This is a genomic window from Fischerella sp. PCC 9605 (genome assembly GCF_000517105.1).
GTDB lineage: Bacteria > Cyanobacteriota > Cyanobacteriia > Cyanobacteriales > Nostocaceae > PCC9605.
In genome coordinates, this window is sequence record NZ_KI912149.1 from 1,519,993 (window position 1) to 1,545,298 (window position 25,306).

Sequence of the window (25,306 nt, forward strand, 5' to 3'; positions counted from 1 at the left end):
TAAACTAACTGCCCAAATATAGTTACCATCCAGGCAAGCTTTAACTTAGATTTATATCAACATGCCATTTCACATTATTCCGCTCTCGATGAATCACGTCGAGTCTAAATAAGAGAATTACCAATCAGTCCATGTCAAACAGCCCGGTCGTTCCTCACCCAGATCAAAGTGACACACAAGAACTAATTTTGCCACCACTGACAAAAGAAACAATCCAGCGCGCAAAGGAGGGTGTTGCCTATGCACGCGATCGCCACGCTCAGGAAATGATCCGCCAAGCGCTACAGTCAACAGAAGCTTTTGCTGAAGGTGCTTCGGAACATAAAGTTAGCGGTGAGGTACGCCGAAGCGTGTTGCGAACTCTAATTCATACTCTGTTTAGAGTGAAAGTTGAGTTTCCAGAGCGGCTTCCTGTCCAACCAACGCTGTTTGCAGCCAACCATTTGAACCACATCGATCCACTTCTTCTGCTTTCTGAATTACCACCGCGTCCCTACTGCCATATTTTAGGTGATGCTCGCACACTTTATAACCAGTGGTGGAAGCGTCAATTTCTAAATTTTGCTAAAGGTGTCATACCTATTGAACGGATCTGGAAAGAAGAAATAGCAGTGATTGAAGCTGCTAAAGCGGGATGTGAAGATTTAGCCGAATTGGCAGAATCTATTGAAGAGTATGTCCCTACAGGTAACTCTATAGAAATGATGCGACGGCTAGATCGCATCGTTCAAGGTATTTTTGGGCGTGGGGAGAGTATTTTATTATTTCCAGAAGGGAGGCTTGGCAATGCTGAGGGTCATTTGTCTGTGCCCTTGAAACGAGGAGTGGCAATTTATGCTTTGCGTTCTGGAGTACCAATTTTACCTATAGCGCTAATTGGCACGCAAGATCTGTATTTCCGCAAAGAATTAACTGTCCGGTTCGGGGAACCTATCATCTTTCCACAATCTAACCGTCCAAAAGCACAGCAAGTACAAGCAGTGATAGATGAGTTAGAAGCAGCGCTGATAGAGTTGTTGCCAAAAGACTATCGAGAACCAAAAGAACCAAAGTTTTTGCATCACTTTCTCAATCACATGTTTTGGTAAAAACTGTTAAACCTATCTCGGCTCAATCGCACTACAAGATACAGGCTGGAACAAAGGATTATGGAGTGCCACAGTAGGTGCAGCATCAACTAGAATCACTTCACCATTGGCATCTACTACCCACCCTTGGGCTTCCACTATTTGAGTAGGGGGATTGGCAGAATCAGCTGAATCTCGCTCCGCAAGTCTGCTTCTTTGTTGTTCCTCTGCTGTATCAAAAAGCGTTATCCAGTTAGTTACTACCCCATCACCGATCAAAGGTTCTGTGGGACTGGGTGGTATGCCACCACGCCCAGTGACAATAAATGAACTTCTTGCTTGATTTTCACCTCCATTGCAGCCAGTCGCAATTTGCTGTGAAGCATCAACGAGATTTGCACGTAGCTGCACTAATCCCCGGCTAGGATCGACATCGGGTGTATTGATTTGTACTGTACCGCTTAACTCAGGACTTGCCCCTGTGGCGGTAATGTCACTTTCTAAAGTTGGTGACGGTCGGAACTGTGTACCAAAGAAGCCTTTAGTATTGATTACTACCCGACCACCAAAGAAATTATCAGAATTAGCACTGATATCGCTATTTTCAGAAGCAGCGAGAACATCATTGTCGATGGTGATATTGCCGCCAATGATATTACTACCTGTGGCATTGGTGGTAATGCTACTGCCGCGACGCAAAATCAAGTCCCGCGATCGCAATGTAATATTACCCGCACCTCCTCTAGTATCTGCACTGATTTTTGCTTGATCCCAAAGACGAATCGAGTTAGCATTAACTTTTAATGAGCCTGCAATTCCAGTCCCAGTACTGCTCACTGTTAGTTGTGCGCGATCGCGAATATTTAACTTCCCAGTATTAATCGTGAATTCTCCCCCCTGACCCGTGGAAGAACTGGATGTGTTGGCAAAAAATCCACTTGTAGGGCCTATATTCGGAGCTATAACTGGAGTATATTGACGAACCCGATCAAAATGTGTGGGATCGGTGCCAGCAAGAGTGATACTGTCACTGATGTTGAGGGTAATGTTACCTGCCTTGCCACTACCAAAGCTCGTGGTAAAAATTTGTCCACCGTTAATGGCCTCTAAAGTTTTAGCGTTAAGGACGATGCTGCCTCCATCTCCTTTACCACGGGTTCTCGCACCCAGGACAGCGCCATTTTGGATCGCAAGTGATCTAGTGGTGATGTTGACATTGCCACCCTTGCCTTCACCTGTTGATTCTACATTGCTGACCGCTCCACTAGAGTATCCATTCAGACCAACACCATCAAAAACAACAGCATCGCGGGCATTTATATTCACATTGCCTGCATTTCCTCGTCCAAAAGTGTTAGCAACCAGTCGAGCGCCATTAGTGACAAAAAGTGACCCGGTAGTAATATTGATGGTTTTACCATTACCTACAGCATCTGCTACCTCTGTCGATCCCACAGAGCTAGCTGCACCACTAATATTTGCGAGATTAAAACTATACCCATCGAAGGAAACCGTATCGCGGGCAACTATATTTATACCGCCTGCATCTCCCTGCCCTTGACTTCTCGCATTTACAACAGCGGCATTTTTGATAAAAAGTGACCCAGTGGTGATATTGATATCGCCACCGTTACCCACGGCTTTTGGTTCTACAGTGCTGTATGACCCAGTGGGAGTATCGCTACGCATACGATCAAAAGTAACTGTATTGCGGACAAGTATATTTATATTGCCTGCATTCCCCTGTCCAGATGTCGTGGTTCTGAGTTGACCGCCACTCGTTAAGGCAAGCGATCCAGTAGTAATGTTGATGTTGCCACTGTTGCCTATAGCATTTGGTTGCACTGTGTTAGAAATTTGACTTGCATCTACGTTTATTGCTTCTATAGCATTAATGTCAATATCGAACGCCTTTGCGTCAACAGAACCTTTGCCTGAGTCTATCCCCGCCTGCACCGTACTATCTCCCAAAATATTTAAGTTTTGGGCATTGATGGCAATACTACCGCCACCACCAGCAAGTACATTCACTTGAGCGCCATTGCTGATAGATACATCTTTTCGCAGTTCAGCGTCAGGAAAATTTAAACCAAGATTCGAGCTATTAGAATTCAGCCCAACGTTACCCTGTTCTGCTATACCTGCCAACTCAACTCGACCACCAGCAGCTAGCAGTTGCCCACCATTGATTCCCACGTTGCCGCCTGCAAGTGCTAAGGTCTTGCCAGGAGTTACTTTTAGATTAGCCCCCTGTACCTGAATACTCCCAGTATTGCTCCCGTATTGCAAGCCAATCGGTACATTGATGCTTAGCAAAGGCGTGGTAGTGATATTTGGTGTAGCACTGAAGTCTGTGCCATCAGCAAATTTCAGGCTACTAGCTGTACTAGCCAAAAACGAGCCGCCAATATCTAAGCGCGCGTTTTGACCAAAGATAATGCCATTAGGATTAATTAAAAACAGGTTAGCTGTACCGTTAGCTTTGATTAAACCATCAATATTAGAAATTGATCCACCTGTGACTCGTGTCAGAATATTCTGAATATCTGTAGCATTATTAAATAAAGCAGTGCTATTAGTTGGAACAGAAAATTCCTGAAAGCTATGGAACAAGTTGCTACCAGCTTGGCTTCCTCCAGTGATATTGAAGGTGTTGCCCTCTGTAGTGACGTTGGAATTATTGGGTAAAGTGCGATCGGGAGTAATTTGAGCGAGTGCACAATTGGCAAACAAAGCGTACACACTACCTATCGCAATTCCCAAGAAGCAGCCCAAACGAGTACCCCTCAAACTAGTCATTACAATCTCCCTAGCTCCATAGCAGCTGCACCATTAGTATTGAGTAAACCACAATCAGAGCTAAAAGTATTACTTACACTTTCATTTCAGTCAATAACAGGAAAATCCCACAACCAAGGATAAAAATACCTTTTCCCTGTTAAGAGTTCCCTATTCCCCAATCCCCAATCCCTATTTTCAAGACAGAGTTTGTTTTTCTTAACAACAAGCATTTATCCAGCACAATTATGGATTGCAGTATATACATTGTGCTGGATCGGCATAATTATTGCCATCTGACAATAATTTTTCTTGACTAAAATCACATTTTTGACATTGATAAACTACAGCACGAGTTAAGGGAGTTGGCATATAGCAGATTGCACAGGGCAATCCTTTAATTCTCCTGGTGATTTCAAAACCAGGCATAGAACAACTTGGGCAGAGGCTGTTTATTTTTCTTAATAAGTCATGGGTGGCTTTTTCAATATTTTTCATGCGTGTGGGGTTATACATCGCCCGCATATCTGTTTCTAGATGGGCTGTTCCTGTTGGTGAATTTATCAGCACAAATTCTACTGCTTCAGCAAGTTTTTCTTCTGTAGTAATTCCTTTAATTATCTCGCTGCTATCTTTGGCTGAGTTGCCAAACATGACGACTAAACCGTGTTCAGGAAAGCCAGCTTTTTTAGCAAATTGAAATGCTTGTTCAACGCTCTCTACAACCAAATGATTATGATTCGTGTCACAAGACAACTCTTCTCCAATAATTTCTAAATTATGTGTTTGATCTAATAAAATGACAATTTCTCGATTACTAGAAATTAAAGGTAGACTGGGGTGCAGTCCAAAACTTCCTTCACTGGCGATCGCTAAAGTTTCACCTGTTAGTTCTAATGCTTTTTCTGCTTTCAATCTTGCGGCTTCAATTTGATTGCCAGGACGTTTAATTTCTCTGGTAAATGTACCAAAAGCATCAGTATTAAAATTTTCTGGTACTATAACTTTAATTCCTAAGTTTTCTTCCAAAATTGGGGCAATTACCCTCTCTTTTTGATGCATTGTTGCTAGCACTGCAACTCGATTGGTAAATAACGAATTTTGTTGCATTCTTTACCTCTTTTGATATTGCTGCTAAATCAACGGCGCAATTCTTCTTGTATGACCAATTTATATCACCCGTAGTACAGCATCCCTGTAACTACAGACAACGGACAACATAATTACTCGCCATAAGAGACGGGGTGTACCCAAAGATTTATCGTTCATACTTATGCCTGAGATGTCAAAGATATTTTGTTTACATTTCTTAATTTATGTCATCTCAGGCATAATTACTTAAGCTTGCTGTTGGGGAACCTGTGTTATTTCTGCAAGTTGCTTCTCTTTATCCAGTCTGCGCTTTCTGGCGTAAAGCTGAATAGTCACCGCCATCAAAATAACTAAGCCAAAAATTACCCAAACGGTCAGGTCTGTAGGTAGGCTATTCTTAAACACTGCCAGCATGACAATTACCACTAGCAAAACGGTGGGTGCTTCATTCATAGCACGCATCTGTTTGCTACTCCATTTGCACGTGCCTTTTTCTAGCTGCTTCATTAAACGAGCGCAATAATGATGATATACAAGTAAAAGCGCCACAAATCCGAGTTTGAAGTGCAACCAAGTTTGTTTTAAAAATTCTGGTTGCGTTACCAGCAACCCAATCGCACACCCCACCGTCACTAGCATCCCGGGAGTGGTGATGATGTTATAGAGGCGCTTTTCCATGATTTGATATTGATTTTTTAAGATTGTCTTCGCTGGTTCTGGTTCTTGTTCAGCTTCGATGTGATAGATGAAAAGACGTACCAGGTAAAACAACCCAGCAAACCAAACGACAACACCGATGATATGAAATGCTTTAAACCAGGAATAAGCCATGAATTGTAACCTGCGTTTCTACTCTCAAATATCCAGGTTACGGCAAAATCTTGTATGGCAATTGCTGGGAATGGCGTTGAGTGATAAAGAAGTGTGAAGTTTTTCAAGTAGGAGGATTATTTTTGTTTCTAATCTGCTCAGCATATTCCTGTAACCTTTGAAAATAATCGAGGTTCATAATCTCGGCAACCTCATTTTCTTTTTTCACTTGGTCAATTTGAATTTTCAATTCTAATACTTGTTGTTTGAGCTTCTGTTCTCGTTTGTGAAACTTGCGATACATATGAATAGCTGCTGCGGCTTGATTAGCCAAAGCGCTCAAAAACTCTAAATCTTCGTCGGTATAGCTGACAGAAGGTGATAAATTATCGACGTATAACACTCCGATAACTTCCGTATAGTTTTTAAGAGGTACGCACATGCAATTCTGAATTGCTTCTCGGACAATCGAGAAAGAATCATTAAATCGCTGATCGCGCTTGGCATCCTCAGTGATAATTGCATCCCCGCTTTGATAAGCGAGATTGACGATTTTGCGACTGTAAAGCTGTCGATCGCCAGTAAGATTCTCTCGTAACTTGGTGGCTTTTGGTTCGAGTTGTTGAGACTCTTCATCGACCAAGAGAATCACCGCGTGATCGATTCTCATAATTTGAAAGAGTAGATCGAGGATCTTGTGGAGAAGTTGGTCGGGTTCGTCAGGCGAACAGAGTTGTTTGCTGACTTCTAAGAGAATTTTGAGTTTGTTGACTGTTTGTTGTTCGCTATTGCGAGACTTAAATTTGAGAATTGAGTCGTCGCTAGGCTTCTGGGCCACCAAATTCTCAAGTTTAGCTTCGCTTTGGGGCAGAGGAATTTGTTTTAAATTCTCGCTTAATAATTCTTGATTATCTCCGACAGGTTTCGACTTGGATTTTGCCAGGGAATGAACGAATTTTAACTGGAGTTGACCGCAAGCGATCGCATCGCCGTCACGGAGTTGACAGGAATCAACTTTGACTTGATTGACATAAATATGGTTGCGACTGCGACAATCTTTAATCGTCACTCCATTGGGGCTGACATGAATCTGCGCGTGGTAACGAGATACGGTTTCTTCCAGCAAGACAATGGTATTATCGATTTGACGACCAAGGGTGTTAACTCCTAGTTTCAATTCATAAACTCTCTCATTCGGCGTTTCAGGAGCGTAGATTAAATACGGCACTTTTGCTGCTCGGATGTTCTGTGGCTTAGCTGATTACTTTAAATAGTAACTATCTTTTTAGGTACTCGCACAGATGTAGTTTTCTAACGCCCAAACCAAGAACGAACCCAACGCCACAGCCGACTTAGCCATCCCCAAAACCCGCGACGGGATGTAACAATAAGTGCTGGCGGTTGTGAAAGACGCTCAATTGCATTGTTACAATCTTGAACCTTTGCATCAAGTCTCATTACTTGATAAAGTTGACAGGCGTTACGATAAGCACCCATCGCATTTGATTGGCGATTGACTTTTTCTAAAGTGTAGCGATAAAGGGCTAACAGAAGTATTTGTAACGGTGGCACTATCTGCGGCTCGGAAATTTGGTGTCAAAATGGACAGTCTACATCTAGATTCAAGTTCGTTTCATGTTGATGGTAAGTATATAAGTAACAGCAAAGATGAAAAAGAAGAACCTGGAGCAATAGAGATAACATACGGCTATTCAAGAGATCATCGACCTGACCTGAAGCAATTTATTTTAGACCTGATGTGCAGTGGGGATGGGGATATTCTACTGTACTTGAGGGTAGGAGATGGAAACGAGGCAGACTCAACCATGTTCGCAACGCTGCTTGCAAACTTTAAACAGCAGTGGCAAATTGATGCTTTGTTTGTAGGCGATGCCGCGCTCTACACAGAAGATAACCTACAACAAATGCAACAACTACGTTGGGTATCAAGAGTACCCGCAACCCTGAGTGCTTCTAAACAACTACTAGACAACATTCATGAGGATGCATTTATCGCTAGTTCGTTGTCAGGATACCGTATCGCCTTATGTTGTAGCAATTATGGTGGCATACAGCAACGTTGGATAGTAGTTGAAAGCCAAGCACGTAAAGAAGCTGACCTCAAACAGTTAGAAAAGCGTTTAGACAAACAATTGACTAAAGCCCAATCGGAACTTAAGCTGTTATGTCAACAACAATTTGCATGTGAGAAAGATGCTCTACTAGCTGCTGAACGCTTTGAACGTAAGTTAGTTTTACACCAGCTTTGCGATCTCAAAGTACTTGAAAACAAGCAACACAAAGGTCGTGGTAGACCTCGAAAAGATGCTGTTGTGACATATTACGATCAACTTTGTGCAACACTATTGCCCAAGCAGATTGCCATAGCATAGACGTTGAACTCCAAAGAAGTGGAAGATTTATCTTGGCTACCAACGTTCTCGAACAACAGGAGTTAAGTGACGATGATGTACTACGTGAATATAAGGCGCAGCAGTCTACTGAGCGTGGTTTCCGCTTTCTCAAAGACCCTTTATTTTTTACCAGCAGTGTTTTCCTCAACTCTACAGGGCGCGTCGCGGCCTTAGCAATGGTCATGGGTCTGTGCTTGTTAGTTTACAGCTTGGGTCAAAGGGCGCTACGTCAAGCCCTTGAACGAGCTAAACAGACCATCAGCAATCAGTTGGGCAAGCCGACTGCCACCCCCACAATGCGCCCTTGTGTTTCAATGTTTTATGTCTATTCATCTGGTAACATCGCGCCCCGTTAAACAGATTGCCAATCTCACGGACGAACGACATTGGATTCTTCAGTTTCTCGGTGCCTCTACCCGAAAATATTATCTACTTACCTGACAGACATGCGGAATGTGGGTTCTAGATCAAGCAACTATGTTTTAGGCTAACTGATATTGGCTCACCAAGTTTTACAAAAGTTAGCTTGAATAAGCCAAAGTCTTACCGCCACTATTTGAAGCTATCTATTACTGCTTGTAAATATCGAGTAGAGGCAGCTTCTGCTTGGGAGTGCAGAATTAACTCTGGCATTTTTAATGCATCTCGAAGCTGAAGATAAAGTGCGATCGCCTCTTGAAGTCCTGGGCAATTTCACGAACTTCATGCTGGCAGGGAATAGTCTAGCAAAAATCGGATACTAGATGGGGAAGTTCCCTTTCAAGATTCCTGACACCGCACGGTAGTAGCCCAGCTTGTACTTAAATTATCTTACTCCTCCTGCATCCCCCACGATTTCTTCCTCCTTTCCTTGTCTTCCTTGTCCTCCAAGTCTTGCGAACGATTAAATATTTTTTGATTTGGAAGTCCTTAAAATTGGGTACAGGTGTCACAAAGAGGATTTGTGATAGACATCACTGGCGCAGCGGTGATAAATCACTTGTCTCATATATGATTTTCGCCTAGCTTGAGAAAAATAGATATTCTCGTTAAAACTAAAAGTAGGGGCGATTTAATTACTTTTGTGGTTGGGGGGATTACTATGGTGGAAAAACTTTTGCTAGCAATTATACTCACATTTACTCTTAGCTTATTTGCCGAACTAAGATGGTCTGCTTCCACTCAGACTACAAGAGTAATTAGCAGGCAAAATAGGCTGGTTTTCACTCTCAAGCACAGCAATAACTGAATATTTCCTGCAAAGATAGCCTTTGTTTGTATAATCACGCCCTTGCAGGGGTAGTCACAGCTTCAATTCATGAGCTTTTTGGCGATCGCATCGGGTGGGATATAAATAGATATAGGCTAAAATATGGTGCAAAAATTTTGTTATAAATTTATGCAATGTTATACTAAGCCAAATGCATAAACACCATTTTAAGTAAATCTGCGCGAGTAAAAGGTTTAGTTAAATACCCCGATGCTCCGACAAATCTAGCTCTTACTTTATCCACCAAACCTTTATTGCCTGTCACCATCACAATGGGCGTTTGTTTAAACATGGAGTTATTGCGGATAATGCGACATAACTCATACCCATCAATCCCTTCCATGTTTAAATCCAGTAAAATCAAGTCTGGTCTATGCCGAATTATCGCCATTACTGCTTTCACTGGATCGCTAACTGTTACTACAGAAAAGTTTTCTTCTTCTAAAAAACGGCTAATTTCTTTGAGAAATGTCGGGCTATCATCTACAGAAACGATTTTGTATTTTTTTCGAGCAACTGCTTGAGCAGGGCTAGCTTTTTGCAGAATAGGATTTGTGTTAATTGGTTTTGTTAATTCTTGTAGCTTTTTCCTTCTGAGATAAATACTCTGCGGTAATTGCTGATGAGTAGCTTTAGTCTCTGTATTACCAATGGCTGTAGATTGTGTGTCTGCTAATTCTTTATTAGCTGGTTCATCTATATAATCAACAGGTTCTGAGACTTGCTCGAATGTTTTAGGTAATTTATCAAAGGGTGGATCTGGCTCGTGCAATACAATCGAACCATTTATAATGTAAGGGTATAAACTTTTCGCCATCTGTATTTCATCTTGATTCATAATCACTGCCAGATGACGCAAGCTAAAGCCCTTCATCCATTCAGCTAAATTGTGCTGTATTGCTGGTAAGCTTTTTTGCTCACTTATGGTTTTAACCCGTAGGTACGGACGTTGATACGGAGAAGAAATGTGTGGAGCTAAAGACTGCCAATCCTGCAAATGCTCTTGACAGCGTTCTATCATTTTTCCTACGTCAAGCCTGCATATAATCGGGTTTCGCTCTGGAAGAGACTTTAATTCATAAGTGCCTTGTTTGATGAGCAAAAATGATTCAATTACTTCTTTGACTAATTCTTGTAGTAGTACAACTGCTTGTGTAGGGTTTAGATATTTTTGACTTACTAACCAGCAAATCGCTTGATATTCAGGAGGTAGCTGAGAAATAATAGATTTTTGTGATAAAGAGCCGTAATTTTCTGATAGGAGACTGTTTGACTGGCTAGATGAATCAGGTTCAAATATTAGACGTAATTGAACACGAATTTCGCTAGTTAAGGTAGGAATTCGATGGCTGAGGCGACGTAAGTGACATTCTAGTCTATCAAAGGGTTCAATTGCATGAGTGGCATAGGTAATTTTGCCTTGATCGAGAAAAATTAACCAAGAAACTGAGTTGCTCAATGCTTGTAAACAAGTACTCTCGGAACTATTAGATAATTGCCTTAACAAACTGGAGGGGCGTAGTTTTGTAAATGTGCCGTAATTATTCATTGCCTTGGAGAATTTACGGAGGAGCAGAGGAATTTTGTCAACATGCAATAGTGGCAGAGATGATATTCTACAAATTCTAATTTTTTTTCAAAAATGTTTTTATTTAACGTCTATGAGTGACAAGCTATAAATATTACACTTAAGTAGTTATGTTAAATTTTGTATAGAAATTGAGACAGGTTTATATATTTTTTGTTTTTGATTCTGTATTTTTATACAGGTTTCATAAAAACGCTGAGTATGCTAATTATGCTGAATTACTTTTATCTAAAATATGAATTTCCTACATGAAATCTTTAAAATGCTACGTTAGCGAACACACGCAGTTATTGTATTCTATATCTATTATGTATAAAATTTGTTAAATGTATTTCTACAAGTAATGTCAATTCCTAGTAATCTCCCTTTTTCGCTACTAAATCCAAGGAAAGATTTTTTAGAATTTTTGCGTAAATTGGCAGCAGCTAATTGTTTAATAGTGAGTAAACTATCTGAGACTCCACATTCTCTAAGTAGTCTTACCAGCGGTGTAAACTATATACTTTGGAAAAAAGGAAAATAGTACATAAGAGGTTTAACATAACACGAAAGTTATGACTGATACATTAAGACTTGATGAAGTAGTTGAATTTGCTGAGAACCCCGAACCGCGTTGTCCTTGCGTGTTACTACTGGATACATCCGGCTCAATGCAAGGTTTAGCAATCAATGCTTTGAATGAGGGCTTGTTGAGTTTTAGGGATGAATTAATTAAAAATTCCCTAGCTGCCAGAAGAGTAGAAGTCGCAATTATCACGTTTGATAGCCATGTCAATGTAGTACAAGACTTCGTGACTGCCGATCAATTTAACCCGCCAATACTAACAGCACAGGGACTGACTAATATGGGTTCTGGCATCCATAAGGCCTTGGACATGATTCAAGAACGTAAAGCTCAGTATCGAGCCAACGGTATTGCTTACTATCGTCCCTGGGTGTTCATGATTACTGATGGAGAACCTCAAGGAGAGGCAGAAAATCTTGTGGAGCAAGCCGCTCAGCGGTTACAAGCGGATGAAGTGAACAAACGTGTTGCTTTTTTTACGGTAGGTGTGGAAAATGCTAATATGGCACGCTTAAGTCAAATTGCTGTGCGTACTCCCCTGAAGCTAACAGGATTAAATTTTGTGGAGCTGTTTGTCTGGCTATCTGCCAGTATGTCAGCTGTCTCCCATTCTAAAGTAGACGAACAGGTGGCACTACCTCCGATTGGCTGGGGTTCTGTTTAAGGTAAGATAGCGTCTTCTAGACTTACACAGCTGTTGGCAGATGACTCTATGAAAACTTCAACAAGGACACCTCAATGGCGAGTAGTTGCCGCATCAGTATGCGGCACAAGCCATATAAAAAATAAGCAGCTGTGTCAAGATGCTCACCACTTTTTAATATTGCCAGACAATATTTTGGTGGTGTCAGCGGCAGATGGCGCTGGTTCGGCGATTTTGGGAAAGGTTGGGGCGATGGTTGCAACAGAAACAGCAGTAGAAACTATATCTACTAAGGAAGTTACCCGACGCATGTTAACCAATGACGCTGTTGTGCGATCGCTCTTAACCGAAGCCATGCTGACTGCCAAACAAGCTGTAGAAGAAGAAGCAGTTGCCTGCAACAAACAACCGCAGGATTTAGCCAGCACCTTAATCGTTGTCATTGCCACACCAGAAATCGTAGCCGTAGCGCAGATCGGAGATGGTGTGGCGGTGGCAAAAGATAGCATCGGCAATTTGATTGCACTTACCACTCCTGACAATGGTGAATACATGAACGAAACCATTTTTTTGGTTTCTCCAGGCGCGATGGAGAAAGTGCAGGTGAGGCTATGGCGTCAACCAATAGTAAACGTGGGTGTTCTTACCGATGGACTACAATTGCTAGCGATGAATATGGCTGTGAGTGCGCCTCACAAACCTTTCTTTGTTCCTCTGTTTGACTTCGTCGCCAGTGCCGAAGACAAAATAGTGGCAAAAGAGCAGCTAGTAAAGTTTCTACGCTCAGAGCGAATTTCTCAAAGAACTGATGATGATTTAACGCTGGTCATCGCAGCGTTAACAGATTAGCGATCGCATTGCTATTTAAAATTACATATACCTACCCCCAACAATAAATATATCATGCAGGTACTACGTTGTCTTCCCAACCAAAAAGTTATTCCTCTGAACCTCACAGTCAGTCTAGGACGTGGTGGTGAAGCATGTATTTACACAGTGCCAACCGATGCCAATTTGGTAGCAAAGGTTTATCACAAGCCGTCTGAAGCACAAGCTCGCAAACTTGAGGTGATGCTGAATCACCCGCCGGAAAACCCAACGGCTAGTTTGGGGCATATTTCTATTGCTTGGCCTGTAGAACTTTTGCGGTCAGCAGATGGTAGCGATCGCACAATCGGCTTTTTAATGCCACGCATTCGGGGAATGCGTCCAATTATCGACTTTTACAACCCCAGAACTCGTCGGCAACACTGTCCTTTATTCAGCTATCAGTACCTGCTTCGCACTGCTCGCAACCTAGCTGCGGCTTTTGCTGCTTTGCATGCGAGTGGCTACTGTGTAGGTGATGTGAATGAATCAAACATCCTCGTCAGCGACACAGCACTGGTAACAGTTGTAGACACAGACTCATTCCAAGTACACGATCCAGACAACGATGTTGTTTACCGCTGTCCAGTAGGCAAACCAGAGTTTACCCCACCAGAATTACAGAATAAAACTTTTGCTCACTGCGATCGCGCTGTTCCCCATGACTTATTTGGCTTGGCGGTATTAATATTCCAAGTATTAATGGAAGGTACTCATCCATTTTCTGGTATCTTTCAAGGCGCAGGTGAGCCACCACCCTACGAAGCACGCATAGCAGTCGGTCATTTTACTTATAGTCAAAACCGACGTGTACCTTACACTCCTACCCCAATCGCACCTCCTTGGGAAATTCTCCATCCCAGCTTGCAGGAATTATTTGTACGCTGTTTTGAGGATGGTCACACTAACCCTCTCCTTCGTCCTAGCGCTCAAACTTGGGTTTTGGCTTTGGCTGAAGCTGAAGAATCTACGATCACTTGCAACGCCAACCCCCAACATCGTTACAGCAACCACCTAGAAACTTGTCCTTGGTGTGAACGTAGCTTGCGATTGGGTGGACGCGACCCCTTCCCATCATCGCAGGCGATCGCGGCAAGAGAACATCTCAAACCTCGCATTCCATCAAGAAGGCGTTCTTCTCATACGCGACGCCTACCGCAACCAGCTATCCCATTCCAGCAACTGAATTATTACAGTTCAGTAACTCCACACAAAATTCCATTTTACCAGCCTCGTAGAAAGACTGGATTGTACACGATTATTTTCTGTTTACTTGGTCTTGCTAGTTTAGGATATTTAGACTTAATCAATAACTTTACCAGTCGTAACTATCTCAACCAAAATTCTTACGCTCAACAAACCTTGCTTTCTCCTCGTAATGCTGAGCAGAATAATCTCGCCTTCGCCGATTACTATAAGCAGGGTCATGCAGCCTACAAAGTCAAAGACTATGAGCAAGCAATTGAAAACTTTACCCTAGCAATCCAAAAAGAGCCTCAACATGCTAAAGCTTATGTGAACCGGGGCAATGCACATTACAACCTCAAAGATTATGAAGCAGCAATTGCAGACTACAACCAAGCAATTAAACTCAATCCTAAAGAAGTAAAAGCTTTTGTCAATCGAGGTAATGTTTACTACATCCAAGCTGAATATAGCAGCAACCATGACAAGAACTATGACCTCGCAATTGCTGACTTTAATGCCGCCCTACGCCTCAATCCTAAAGAAGTTGAAGCTTACATTAGAAGAGGTATTGTCCACGCTCAATTAGCCAAATACAGTGGTGATTCTCAGCTAGATTACAAAAAAGCAATTGCGGATTTTAACCAAGCAATAAATATTAATCCATCTCGAGCAGAAGCTCACTTTCAACTAGGTCTTGTCCGCTATCAAATTGCCCAATATAGCAGCAACTTTGAGCAAGAATATACCCAAGCAATCAAAGACTTTAACCAAGCCTTGAATCTCAATTCACGAATGGCAAAAGTTTATCTCAAACGAGGAACAGTTCATTATGAACTTGCTCAATATGGTGGTAGCAAATCAAGCCTACATCAAAAGAAAGCTGTAGAAGATTTACAGGCAGCTGCCAGACTTTTTCTTGAGCAAGAAGATATGGATAGTTATCAACAAGCACTTAGCAGTATTTGTGTAGCTGTTGAAAACAAATGTGATACTTTCTTCCGCAACGCAACTTTCTTAGAACAGAATCAATAAACCAAAGTAAAAAAATAACTATTAGTAGCTGAATTTTGACTTGGGGAAAGCAAATTTCCTCATGAAAGATTGCTTTTAAGCTAGCTAATTTGGTTGTTTTTTCCATGTTTTTCTCAGCTTTCTAACCATGAATGGATCTTTTCCATTTTTTTACAGATAAAGCAAGTTTATTCACCTTGTCTTCATACTTAATTGTGAAAATACGGTTAGATTATATACTGAGAAAATTGGCAATGAATTTTGCTCTAAGTACAGCAAAAATCAGGTATTGATCTATTCATCTACCAAAAAATTCATAGAGATTCAGAGGCAATTGCATGAAAGCAGTGATTTTGGCTGGAGGGCTTGGTACACGCCTCAGTGAAGAAACTAGTGTCAGACCAAAGCCTATGGTTGAGATTGGTGGCAAGCCAATCTTATGGCACATCATGAAGCTTTACTCTGCCCACGGCATTAATGACTTTATCATCTGCTGCGGTTACAAAGGGTACGTTATTAAAGAGTATTTTGCCAATTACTTCTTATACATGTCAGACGTGACCTTTGATATGCGCTTTAACCAAATGAATGTGCATTCAGGTTATGCTGAGCCTTGGCGCGTCACTCTAGTAGATACAGGTGACAACACCATGACTGGCGGAAGATTAAAGCGAGTCAAAGAGCACATTGGCAATGAAACTTTTTGCTTCACCTACGGTGATGGAGTCAGTAACGTCAATATAACTGAGTTAATTAAATTTCACCAAGAGCAGAAGACGTTGGGAACACTCACCGCAGTTCAACCACCAGGACGCTTTGGTGCGATTATTTTAGGCAATGAGCAAACTAAGATCAGTAGTTTTCACGAAAAGCCGGAAGGTGATGGTGCTTGGATTAATGGTGGCTTTTTTGTATTAGAACCAGAGGTAATTAATTTTATTGCTGGTGATTCCACTGTTTGGGAAAAAGAACCACTAGAAAAGATTGCTGAAATGGAGCAGCTATCTGCGTTCAAGCATGATGGCTTTTGGCAGCCTATGGACACTTTAAGAGATAAAAATTATTTGGAGGAGCTGTGGAAGAGTGGTCAAGCTCCTTGGAAAGTATGGTAAGCATCAAAAGTTGCGAATTATGAATCATAAAAAATTATTTATAATTCATGATTCTTGATTTTTTACTGTTTACTCTCCACTCTTGAACTTGTATTTACTGTACTAACAGGGCGATAATACCAATGTACGATTTTGCAATCATAGGTGGAGGAATTGTTGGTCTTTCCACCGGCATGGCTTTATGTAAACAATATCCCAATGCACGAATTCTAGTATTAGAAAAAGAAAGTCAGTGGGCATTTCATCAAACAGGCAATAACAGCGGCGTAATTCACTCTGGTATTTACTACAAACCAGGAAGTTTTAAAGCTAAATTTTGCCGTGACGGTTGTCGCTCAATGGTGGAATTTTGCCAAGAGCATGGGATTGACTATGAAGTTTGTGGTAAGGTAATTGTTGCCACAGATGAAGAAGAACTACCTCGCTTAGAAAACTTGTATCAGCGAGGTTTAGAGAATGGTATTAAAGTAAAAAGAATTAGTCCTGAAGAAGTTAAAGAAATTGAGCCTCACGTTAGCTGTGTAGGTGGAATTCATGTATATTCAACTGGAATTGCAAACTATAAGCAAGTTTGTCTAAAATATGCTGAAATCATCGCACAACAGGGAGGTGAACTGCGACTTAATACAAGAGTTGAGAATATAGTTGCTAGTGGTGAAAATCTAGTACTAGAAACAAATAATGGCTCTTTTGAAACTCGCTTTGTTATCAATTGTGCTGGATTACATAGCGATCGCATTGCCAAATTAGGTAAAGTCGATCCCCAAGCAAAAATTGTACCCTTTCGGGGAGAATATTACGAACTGAAGCCAGAAAAACGTTATTTAGTCAAGGGCTTGATTTATCCGGTTCCTAATCCAGATTTTCCCTTTTTGGGCGTCCATTTTACCCGGATGATTGACGGCAGCGTCCACGCTGGACCAAATGCTGTTCTCAGTTTCAAGCGCGAAGGTTATAAAAAAACTGACTTTGACTTGCGTGACTTTGTTGAAGTCATGACCTATCCCGGCTTTTGGAAATTAGCAGCAAAACACGCCGACGAAGGAATCCAGGAAATTATTCGTTCCTTTAGTAAAGCAGCCTTTACAAAAAGTTTGCAAAAATTAATTCCGGAAGTCCAATCTGATGATTTAATCCCCACCCACGCCGGAGTTCGCGCTCAGGCGTTGATGAATGACGGCAAGTTGGTGGACGACTTTTTAATTATTCATGGACAAAACACAGTTCATGTATGCAATGCTCCTTCCCCGGCGGCTACTTCTTCAATTGAAATTGGTAAAGCCATAGTCGCCCAAATTCCCCAGCAACAGCACCTACGAACCATGATAGCCTGATACCATAAGTGCTTGATAAATAAAAAAGCACATTGGTTATCAGGCGTTTAATATGAACATTATAGCTGATGCAAACAGTTGGGGAAAACCAAGAACTTCTTCTAAACTAGACCGTATCAAGGAGGTCTTAATAACAACGCTTTTAGAGAAAGTACCAGCAATTGCCTTAGGAGTACAATTACGACAAGGAGTGTATCCTTTAATTTTTGCTGCGTTTGGTAGTTCCGTCTACATTGAAACTGATGTCAAATTTTACGGAACTTCAGGTATAGAAATAGGAGACGGAGTGAAAATCTCTAGTGGCGTACGCATCAATGCACTAGGTCATGAAAACAATAAAGTTTCTATTGGTTCTAGAGTTTTTCTTGAACGTGGAGTTGATATTGGAACATTAGAAGATTCCTATATCGAAATTGGCGAAGGTACATACATCGGTTTGTATACCTGCATTGCAGGTTATGGCAACATTAAAATCGGTAAAAACTGTTTAATTGCTGCACATACAGGAATATACGGTAACAGTCATACTTTTGCAGACCCAAACCTAACAATTGCAGCCCAGGGAGTTACAAAAAAGGGAGTTGTAATCGGGGATGACTGTTGGCTCGGTCATGGGGTGACAGTAGTAGATGGTGTCACCATTGGTCAGGGAAGCGTCATCGGAGCAGGAGCAGTAGTAAACAGAGATATTCCTCCTTACTCAATTGCAGTTGGTGTACCGGCTCGGGTTATTTCTAAACGTAATCAAACTTAACCAATCAGCACAAAGGATTTTTTTAATCAATGAAAGTACTAGTAACTGGAACAGAAGGTTATCTTGGCTCATTATTACCTCCCCTGTTAATTCAACGGGGACACGAAGTTATCGGTGTAGACACTGGCTTTTATAAAGTTGGTTGGTTGTACCACGGTACTGAAGTCACAGCTAAAACTCTCAACAAAGATATCCGTCATATTACCCTTGAAGATTTGCAAGGTGTCGAAGCAGTAGTTCACATGGCAGAACTCTCCAACGATCCCACTGGACAGCTTGCACCCCATATTACCTACGATATTAACCACAAAGGTTCAGTTCGCCTTGCCAAACTGGCAAAAGAAGCAGGAGTGCGTCGCTTTGTCTACATGTCTTCGTGTAGTGTCTATGGTGTAGCAACAGAAGGAGACGTTACAGAACAATCTCCTGTTAATCCCCAAACAGCTTACGCAGAATGCAAAACACTAGTAGAGCGAGATGTCAAACCATTAGCTGATGATGATTTCTCTCCTACCTTTATGCGGAATGCCACAGCCTTTGGTGCTTCCCCCAGGATGCGCTTTGATATTGTTTTAAACAACTTGGCGGGTTTGGCATGGACTACTAAAGAAATCAAAATGACTAGCGATGGTACACCTTGGCGTCCACTAGTCCACGCATTGGATATTTGTAAGGCTATTGTCTGTACTCTCGAAGCTCCTCGTGACATTGTACATAACCAAATTTTTAACGTTGGAGATACTGCAAATAACTATCGAGTTAAAGAAATAGCTGAAATTATTGCTGATGTTTTCCCTGGCTGTCAATTAAGTTTTGGCTCTCAAGGAGCAGACAATCGCAGTTATCGGGTTTCGTTCGAGAAAATTAATACTATGCTACCTGGCTTTAAGTGTGATTGGAATGCCGAACAGGGTGCTAAACAATTATTTGATTTATTTTCCCAAATTGACATGACAGAAGATATTTTCTTATCTAGAGGCTTTACTCGCTTAAAGCAGCTAGAGTATCTAATTCGCACTCAGCAAATTGATCAAGATTTCTTCTGGGCTAAGAAATAGCCAGATGAACTGAATGGCAGTAAAATCTTTTGAAGCTTCCGAATCAAAAATTTTGGTTCGGACTTCTCTTTTAGGGCAATATAGTTCATGTAGCAGAATTTCATTCTTGAATATCCCCCCAAATCCCCCTTGCCAAGGGGGACTTCAAAACTTTATTTCTCCCCTTTAAAAAGGGGGGATAGGGGGATAAAAACGTTAACTGAAACGTATTGTCTTACAGGGGAAATGATGCTTTCCTTTAGCATTGTACCTAATTTTGTTTTTTGTGTTTTTAGACAAATACGAATATATCCAAGTATGAACAAATTACTCACCATCGCCATTCCCACTTACAACCGTGCCGAATTACTTGACAAGCAACTGGCATGGTTGGCTCAAGCCATCAAAAACTTTGAATCACAATGCGAAATTATAGTTTCTGACAACTGTTCAAAAGACGACACTCCCAACGTAATTAAAAAGTGGCAACCTATTTTCAGCAACACAGAGTTTCAACTCAAAAAAAATAGCGAAAATATTGGTGCAGTCCGAAATATTGCCTCTTGCATTAAGGCTGCTAAGGGCAAATTTGTTTGGGTAATCAGTGATGATGATAAAATTTTTAACAATACCATATCTTACATAGTAAATAATTTAATTGAGAATCCGGACTTAGGATTAATAATTTTAAACTTTTCTAAAAGCGATGCAAAAACAGGTGAAGTATTTGAGCCGCGTTGCTTTGATATTGAGAATGACGAATTAAGTACAAACGGCAAAATTTTGTTTGAACGATGTGCAGAGCAAAGCATTGGTGGTGTGGGGCTGACAACTGCTCTTGTGTATCGAACAGATTTAGCACAGCGGGCGATTGATAATTGGTCTTCTGGTTTAAATAACATGGCTGTTCAAATATATTGGACTGGCTTTTGTGCTTATCATGCCAGTGTCAAAGTAACCAAAGACAATTATCTAGAATGTGTTGCTGGCACTCATTATTTTATGCAAATCCCCAAGTTACTCGTTACCTTAGAATACGCAGATATACCTGAAGTTTTGCTCAGACTAAGAAAAATAGGATACTCCAATAATTTTAGTAGAAAAATGGTTTTAGGTTGCTTGTTTAAATTCAATTGGAGAGTTTTGTTAGGAGCTTTCAGAAGATGGCCTTTAATAGCAATTGAAGCGATGATGCGTTACATAAGATATTTATTTGATTCACTTTTTACTTCTTATGTGGTAAATCAAATGGAAGATAAAAAATCATGAAAGTACAAAATCAACCAAGAACTAATCAAAAAATGCAAATAACTCCAATATGAACAAATTACTCACCATTGCCATTCCCACTTACAACCGTGCCGAATTACTTGACAAGCAATTGGCGTGGCTGGCTCAAGCTATCAAAGGTATTGAATCAGAATGTGAAATTTTTGTTTCCGATAATTGTTCCACTGACAATACTCAGGAAGTTATTAAGAAGTGGCAAGAAATACTCAGCCACGTCACATTTAAATATTCTAGACATCCTGAAAATTTAGGTGTAATGAAAAATATCATTCATTGCATCAAAAGCGCTACTACAAAATATGTTTGGACTATTGGCGATGACGATCCGATTCAGGACAGAGCCGTTCCTTACGTAATTACAAAAATCAAACAACATCCAGATTTATCATTATTATTTCTCAACTTTTCTGGTCGGAACAAAATCACAGGTGAACCAGTCCATCCACCAACAATAGTTGGCAATCGCTGGTTTGATATTGATAGCGAAGATGGCAATGGTGACGGTAAAGCCATTTTTGAACATTGTTTTTTCAAAAGTATTGGTGCTGTAATTTTCCTCACTGCTTCTATTTATCGAACTGATATCGTACAACGCGCTTTGCAAATCTGGCCAAACGCCGCAGATAACTGGATATCTTTGGCATATTTAGCTGGTTTTTGTGCTGCTAATGGGAGAACCATTGTAACTAAAGATACCTATCTTGAATGCGTTGTCGGCGTGAGTTATTGGCAAAAAGAGCCAAGGTCAGCATTATTGATGCAATACAAACATACATCTGAAGTGCTGATGAAACTAGAAGAAAATGGCTATTCTAAGCTATTTTGCCGACAGATGATTTTAAAGAGCTTTAAAGATGCTAATTTCAAAGTCTTTTTAGGTGCTTTGAGAAGATGGCCTGTATTCGCCCTACAAACAGCACTTCCCTTTTTTGCTTTAGTCAGCCTATCTGCTTTTGACGCTATGGCAGCTAAAAACATTGAAATAGCAGAAACAAATAATCAGTCTACTTCCAGGTTAAGAAAATATCAACAATAAGCTGCAAAAACAATATCCAAAATATATCTAATGCATGAGGTAATCATCTGATGCTTAACGCTATCAAAAATAAAGTAACAGCATTAAACTCCGAAATTGACTATAGATTTGCTCTTGGTAAGCATATTAAAAATCTACCCGCAATTGCAGAGCGCGATCGCGTAATTGTTGACGCTCTCAAACGCGAAGGAGTTTACGTTACTACACTCGCCGATCTGGGGTTAGATTCCACTACCAATTTGCTTAATGCTGCTCGCAATCAACTGTCCACAATGGCAGCAGTGCAAAATAGTCAGATCGCTCAAAGACTACCGCAAATTTACACAGTTACAGATTTACCAGAATTTTTTACCTGGGGAAGCGAACAAAAACTACTCAATATCGTCGAAAATTATATCGGTCTTCCTGTCACCTTTCAAGGTGTACATTTACGCAAAGATTTTCCCAATGAAAATCAATTTGGTACGCTGCTGTGGCATAAAGATTCAGAAGATCGCCGGATGGTCAAAGTCATTATGTATTTGACTGATGTAGAAGAAAAACACGGGCCTTTTGAATACGTTCCGTTATCTTTAACTCCTTTACATAGCTTGAATTACTACCGCATTTACTACAAGTTATGGCAGTCAGGATATTTAGGAATCAACGATGAACAATTGCAAGAAATTATTCCCAAGTCAGCTTGGAAATCCTGTCCCGGGCCAGCAGGAACTGTGATTTTTGCAGATCCAAAAACTGCCTTGCATCACGGAACTCTTAGAACAGAAGAAAGGTCAGCACTGTTTTTTGTGTACACCGCTAACCCACCCAAACGACCAGAACTTTGTACTCAGTACTGGGACGATACTTTCCCCAAACCAGAATTACGCCAAACATCAGAATTACTTAATAGTTAATAGTTAGTAGTTAGTAGTTATCTACCACTAACTACTAACCACTATCCACTAACCACTAACCAAATCATATTCATTCAACGAGGTTGTCAATGATTTTCATCGAAACCGAACTCAAAGGCGCATATATTATTGAACTAGAACAAAAGCACGACCATCGTGGTTTCTTCGCTCGCACTTTCTGCGCTAAAGAATTTGAGGCACATGGTTTAAAGCCAGCAGTTGCTCAGTGCAATTTGTCTTTCAACTATAAAAAAGGAACCTTACGGGGAATGCACTATCAAATTTCCCCAGCAGCGGAAACTAAATTAGTTCGCTGTACTCAAGGCGCTATCTACGACGTAATTATTGATATGCGTCCTGAGTCACCCACTTTCTTGCAACATATTGGTGTGGAACTAACCGCAGAAAACCATCGTGCTTTATATGTACCGGAAATGTTTGCTCACGGCTATCAAGCACTCACCGATGGGGCGGAAGTAGTGTATCAAGTCGGGGAGTTTTACACACCAGGGTATGAAAGGGGTCTGCGCTATGACGATCCATTTTTTAACATTCAATGGCCTCTAGAAGTAACTGAAATTTCTGAGAAAGATGCAAATTGGCCTTTGATGAGAATGATGAGTGTCGGTGGTACGCAACCTAGATAAATGTTTAACTGCTCTAGAAAATTGATTAGTTGAGCGAATGAATCTGGGAATGCATATACCAACTAGATCTATCAATCACATTGGCTATTTTATATCTTTTATCTTCACAAAGATAAAAAGCACATCAAGTATATGCAATTTCTCAAGGTTGTTTCTCTATGGAGAAACAACCTTCTCTAGTGAAATATACCAATAAGAAGTGAGATCACACTTCTTTATTTCCTTCAAGAATAAACAGACAATTTCTACAGGAGTTTAGATAATGATTATTGTCGATCGCGCTTTAGCTGCTCGTGCAGAAGCTGGCAACCCCATTAAAGTTGGGATGATCGGTGCTGGCTTTATGGGTCGAGGAATTGCCAATCAAATTGCTAATTCCGTTCCCGGCATGGAGTTAGTCGCTATCTCTAACCGCAGTATTGATGCAGCAAAACGAGCCTATTCAGAAGCGGGAATTGAGAATTTTAAGGTTGCTTCGACTGTCACCGAATTAGAAGATGCGATCGCCAGTGGCGGCTATGCAGTCACCGAAGATGCGATGTTATTGTGCCGGGCTGAAGGCATCGATGCTTTAATAGAGGTGACAGGCGCAGTTGAGTTTGGCGCTCATGTAATTATGGAAGCGATCGCTCATCGCAAGCACGTGATTATGATGAATGCCGAACTCGATGGCACCATCGGTTCAATTCTGAAAGTGTACGCTGACAAAGCAGGTGTCATCCTCACCGCCTGTGATGGCGACCAGCCAGGGGTACAAATGAACCTCTACCGCTTTGTGAAAAGTATAGGTCTAACTCCTCTGTTGTGTGGTAATATCAAAGGCCTGCAAGACCCATATCGCAACCCAACCACCCAAGAAGCATTTGCTAAGCGTTGGGGACAAAAAGCCCACATGGTCACTAGCTTTGCTGACGGCACAAAAATTTCCTTTGAGCAGGCGATCGTTGCTAACGCCACAGGGATGAAGGTTGCCAAACGGGGAATGCTGGGATACAATTTCGACGGTCATGTTGATGAAATGACCAAAATGTATGACGTTGAACAACTCAAAGAATTGGGCGGCATAGTAGATTACGTCGTTGGTGCAAAACCCGGCCCGGGAGTTTTTGTTTTTGGCACTCACGACGATCCCAAACAACGTCATTACCTCAACTTGTACAAATTAGGTGAAGGCCCCTTATATAGTTTCTATACTCCTTATCACCTTTGTCACTTTGAAGTGCCAATCTCTGTTGCACGTGCAGTTCTCTTCGGAGATTACGTTCTCAGTCCTTTGGGTGCCCCCATTGTCGATGTTGTCACCACTGCCAAAATTGACTTGAAAGCTGGGGAAACTTTAGATGGCATAGGCTATTACATGACCTACGGACAGTGTGAAAACTCTAACATAGTCCAACAACAAAATCTCCTACCTATGGGTTTAGCTGAGGGATGCCGTCTCAAGCGAGATATTCCCAAGGATCAAGTTCTCACCTATGATGATGTGGAATTACCAGCAGGTAGGCTTTGTGACAAACTCAGAGCAGAGCAAAATGCTTATTTCGCTTCTTCTAAAACACTGACGGCAGTCTAATAGTCCACCACACTAATTTTGATAGGTTTGTAGTGAGGGCTTTAGCCCTCATTTAAGCACGCTTAGTACTTACTACGAACTCCCTTAGCCTGTCAAAATCTTTGTGGCAGACTCTAAGTTAAGTAGCTCAGAGCGCAGCTTGCACTAGCTTCTGCAATGTGTATATTTAGCCTATGAGTAAGTTTTGGCCTTTAGCTAAAACTAGTAAAACAGATTAATAACAAGTTCGCATGATTACTTATAATTCTCGTTTAACCTCACCTCGCCTCTGGCACCCCTCTCCTTGGCAAGGAGAGGGGATGGGGGTGAGGTTTTTTATTATAAGTGACTAAAAGAACTTGATATAACACTCCAA

At 41.2% G+C, this 25,306-nt stretch carries 19 protein-coding genes and 1 pseudogene; 14 read left to right on the forward strand and 6 right to left on the reverse strand.

What is annotated here, in order from left to right:
* Positions 1-131: 131 nt before the first annotated feature.
* A complete protein-coding gene (locus tag FIS9605_RS0121605) occupies positions 132-1,088 on the forward strand; it encodes a lysophospholipid acyltransferase family protein (RefSeq protein ID WP_026734454.1) in 957 nt (318 codons plus the stop codon).
* 12 nt (positions 1,089-1,100) lie between these two features.
* Here the strand turns inward: FIS9605_RS0121605 and FIS9605_RS0121610 are convergent, their stop codons facing one another.
* From FIS9605_RS0121610 to FIS9605_RS0121630, 5 genes are all read right to left on the reverse strand, one after another.
* Complete coding sequence (locus FIS9605_RS0121610) at positions 1,101-3,866, reverse strand: two-partner secretion domain-containing protein (protein ID WP_026734455.1); 2,766 nt, start codon at positions 3,864-3,866, stop codon at positions 1,101-1,103.
* Positions 3,867-4,091: 225 nt separating this feature from the next.
* Complete coding sequence (locus FIS9605_RS0121615) at positions 4,092-4,955, reverse strand: DUF6671 family protein (protein ID WP_026734456.1); 864 nt, start codon at positions 4,953-4,955, stop codon at positions 4,092-4,094.
* 228 nt (positions 4,956-5,183) lie between these two features.
* The gene (gene hemJ, locus FIS9605_RS0121620) at positions 5,184-5,768 is read right to left on the reverse strand and encodes a protoporphyrinogen oxidase HemJ (protein ID WP_026734457.1); all 585 of its coding nucleotides are present in this window, start codon (positions 5,766-5,768) and stop codon (positions 5,184-5,186) included.
* Between the two features lie 103 nt (positions 5,769-5,871).
* Positions 5,872-6,975: a GAF domain-containing protein gene (locus tag FIS9605_RS0121625; protein ID WP_026734458.1), complete on the reverse strand. Its 1,104-nt coding sequence runs from the start codon at positions 6,973-6,975 to the stop codon at positions 5,872-5,874.
* Positions 6,976-7,058: 83 nt separating this feature from the next.
* Positions 7,059-7,319, reverse strand: coding sequence for a hypothetical protein (locus tag FIS9605_RS0121630; RefSeq protein WP_026734459.1), 261 nt, complete (start codon positions 7,317-7,319; stop codon positions 7,059-7,061).
* On the opposite strand from FIS9605_RS0121630, the pseudogene FIS9605_RS39920 reads away from it, so the two are divergent.
* Positions 7,274-8,602, forward strand: a pseudogene (locus tag FIS9605_RS39920) (IS1634 family transposase); the annotation flags it as partial. The gene FIS9605_RS0121630 and the pseudogene FIS9605_RS39920 overlap by 46 nt on opposite strands.
* Before the next feature lie 950 nt (positions 8,603-9,552).
* Here FIS9605_RS39920 and FIS9605_RS0121640 read toward each other — a convergent pair.
* Entirely contained in the window at positions 9,553-10,959 is a 1,407-nt protein-coding gene (locus FIS9605_RS0121640; RefSeq protein ID WP_026734460.1) for a response regulator, read from the reverse strand.
* 593 nt (positions 10,960-11,552) lie between these two features.
* Between FIS9605_RS0121640 and FIS9605_RS0121645 the strand changes: the two genes are divergently transcribed.
* The 12 genes from FIS9605_RS0121645 to FIS9605_RS0121700 all read left to right on the forward strand — a co-directional run bounded on the left by FIS9605_RS0121645 (position 11,553) and on the right by FIS9605_RS0121700 (position 24,951).
* Positions 11,553-12,227, forward strand: a complete 675-nt coding sequence (locus tag FIS9605_RS0121645; protein WP_026734461.1) for a vWA domain-containing protein — start codon at positions 11,553-11,555, stop codon at positions 12,225-12,227.
* A 48-nt stretch (positions 12,228-12,275) separates the two neighbouring features.
* Positions 12,276-13,055: a PP2C family serine/threonine-protein phosphatase gene (locus FIS9605_RS0121650; RefSeq protein WP_026734462.1), complete on the forward strand. Its 780-nt coding sequence runs from the start codon at positions 12,276-12,278 to the stop codon at positions 13,053-13,055.
* Positions 13,056-13,109: 54 nt separating this feature from the next.
* Positions 13,110-15,293 carry a tetratricopeptide repeat protein gene (locus FIS9605_RS0121655; RefSeq protein ID WP_026734463.1) on the forward strand — a complete coding sequence of 728 codons (2,184 nt, stop codon included), beginning with the start codon at positions 13,110-13,112 and terminating at the stop codon, positions 15,291-15,293.
* Positions 15,294-15,610: 317 nt separating this feature from the next.
* The gene (rfbF, locus tag FIS9605_RS0121660) at positions 15,611-16,384 is read left to right on the forward strand and encodes a glucose-1-phosphate cytidylyltransferase (RefSeq protein WP_026734464.1); all 774 of its coding nucleotides are present in this window, start codon (positions 15,611-15,613) and stop codon (positions 16,382-16,384) included.
* 122 nt (positions 16,385-16,506) lie between these two features.
* Positions 16,507-17,718, forward strand: coding sequence for an L-2-hydroxyglutarate oxidase (gene lhgO / locus FIS9605_RS0121665; RefSeq protein WP_026734465.1), 1,212 nt, complete (start codon positions 16,507-16,509; stop codon positions 17,716-17,718).
* 52 nt (positions 17,719-17,770) lie between these two features.
* Positions 17,771-18,472, forward strand: a complete 702-nt coding sequence (locus FIS9605_RS0121670) for an acyltransferase (protein ID WP_051470093.1) — start codon at positions 17,771-17,773, stop codon at positions 18,470-18,472.
* A 29-nt stretch (positions 18,473-18,501) separates the two neighbouring features.
* Positions 18,502-19,530, forward strand: coding sequence for an NAD-dependent epimerase/dehydratase family protein (locus FIS9605_RS0121675; RefSeq protein WP_026734467.1), 1,029 nt, complete (start codon positions 18,502-18,504; stop codon positions 19,528-19,530).
* A gap of 297 nt (positions 19,531-19,827) precedes the next feature.
* Positions 19,828-20,778 carry a glycosyltransferase family 2 protein gene (locus tag FIS9605_RS0121680; RefSeq protein WP_026734468.1) on the forward strand — a complete coding sequence of 317 codons (951 nt, stop codon included), beginning with the start codon at positions 19,828-19,830 and terminating at the stop codon, positions 20,776-20,778.
* Between the two features lie 49 nt (positions 20,779-20,827).
* On the forward strand, positions 20,828-21,835 hold the full coding sequence (locus FIS9605_RS0121685; protein WP_026734469.1) for a glycosyltransferase family 2 protein: 1,008 nt from the start codon (positions 20,828-20,830) through the stop codon (positions 21,833-21,835).
* Between the two features lie 50 nt (positions 21,836-21,885).
* Positions 21,886-22,731: a phytanoyl-CoA dioxygenase family protein gene (locus FIS9605_RS0121690; RefSeq protein ID WP_035139994.1), complete on the forward strand. Its 846-nt coding sequence runs from the start codon at positions 21,886-21,888 to the stop codon at positions 22,729-22,731.
* Between the two features lie 89 nt (positions 22,732-22,820).
* Positions 22,821-23,378, forward strand: a complete 558-nt coding sequence (gene rfbC / locus FIS9605_RS0121695) for a dTDP-4-dehydrorhamnose 3,5-epimerase (RefSeq protein ID WP_026734471.1) — start codon at positions 22,821-22,823, stop codon at positions 23,376-23,378.
* Positions 23,379-23,640: 262 nt separating this feature from the next.
* Entirely contained in the window at positions 23,641-24,951 is a 1,311-nt protein-coding gene (locus FIS9605_RS0121700; protein WP_026734472.1) for an NAD(P)H-dependent oxidoreductase, read from the forward strand.
* The last annotated feature ends 355 nt before the right edge of the window (positions 24,952-25,306 follow it).

Bases quoted from the DNA above. Each gene is read 5' to 3' on its own strand.
- FIS9605_RS0121610 (WP_026734455.1), bottom strand. From the start codon at position 3,866: ATGACTAGTTTGAGGGGTACTCGTTTGGGCTGCTTCTTGGGAATTGCG.
- FIS9605_RS0121675 (WP_026734467.1), top strand. From the start codon at position 18,502: ATGAAAGTACTAGTAACTGGAACAGAAGGTTATCTTGGCTCATTATTA.
- FIS9605_RS0121640 (WP_026734460.1), bottom strand. From the start codon at position 10,959: ATGAATAATTACGGCACATTTACAAAACTACGCCCCTCCAGTTTGTTA.
- FIS9605_RS0121680 (WP_026734468.1), top strand. From the start codon at position 19,828: ATGAACAAATTACTCACCATCGCCATTCCCACTTACAACCGTGCCGAA.
- FIS9605_RS0121645 (WP_026734461.1), top strand. From the start codon at position 11,553: ATGACTGATACATTAAGACTTGATGAAGTAGTTGAATTTGCTGAGAAC.
- FIS9605_RS0121650 (WP_026734462.1), top strand. From the start codon at position 12,276: ATGAAAACTTCAACAAGGACACCTCAATGGCGAGTAGTTGCCGCATCA.
- FIS9605_RS0121685 (WP_026734469.1), top strand. From the start codon at position 20,828: ATGAACAAATTACTCACCATTGCCATTCCCACTTACAACCGTGCCGAA.
- FIS9605_RS0121690 (WP_035139994.1), top strand. From the start codon at position 21,886: ATGCTTAACGCTATCAAAAATAAAGTAACAGCATTAAACTCCGAAATT.
- hemJ (WP_026734457.1), bottom strand. From the start codon at position 5,768: ATGGCTTATTCCTGGTTTAAAGCATTTCATATCATCGGTGTTGTCGTT.
- FIS9605_RS0121670 (WP_051470093.1), top strand. From the start codon at position 17,771: ATGAACATTATAGCTGATGCAAACAGTTGGGGAAAACCAAGAACTTCT.
- FIS9605_RS0121655 (WP_026734463.1), top strand. From the start codon at position 13,110: ATGCAGGTACTACGTTGTCTTCCCAACCAAAAAGTTATTCCTCTGAAC.
- rfbF (WP_026734464.1), top strand. From the start codon at position 15,611: ATGAAAGCAGTGATTTTGGCTGGAGGGCTTGGTACACGCCTCAGTGAA.
- rfbC (WP_026734471.1), top strand. From the start codon at position 22,821: ATGATTTTCATCGAAACCGAACTCAAAGGCGCATATATTATTGAACTA.
- FIS9605_RS0121605 (WP_026734454.1), top strand. From the start codon at position 132: ATGTCAAACAGCCCGGTCGTTCCTCACCCAGATCAAAGTGACACACAA.
- FIS9605_RS0121700 (WP_026734472.1), top strand. From the start codon at position 23,641: ATGATTATTGTCGATCGCGCTTTAGCTGCTCGTGCAGAAGCTGGCAAC.
- FIS9605_RS0121615 (WP_026734456.1), bottom strand. From the start codon at position 4,955: ATGCAACAAAATTCGTTATTTACCAATCGAGTTGCAGTGCTAGCAACA.
- lhgO (WP_026734465.1), top strand. From the start codon at position 16,507: ATGTACGATTTTGCAATCATAGGTGGAGGAATTGTTGGTCTTTCCACC.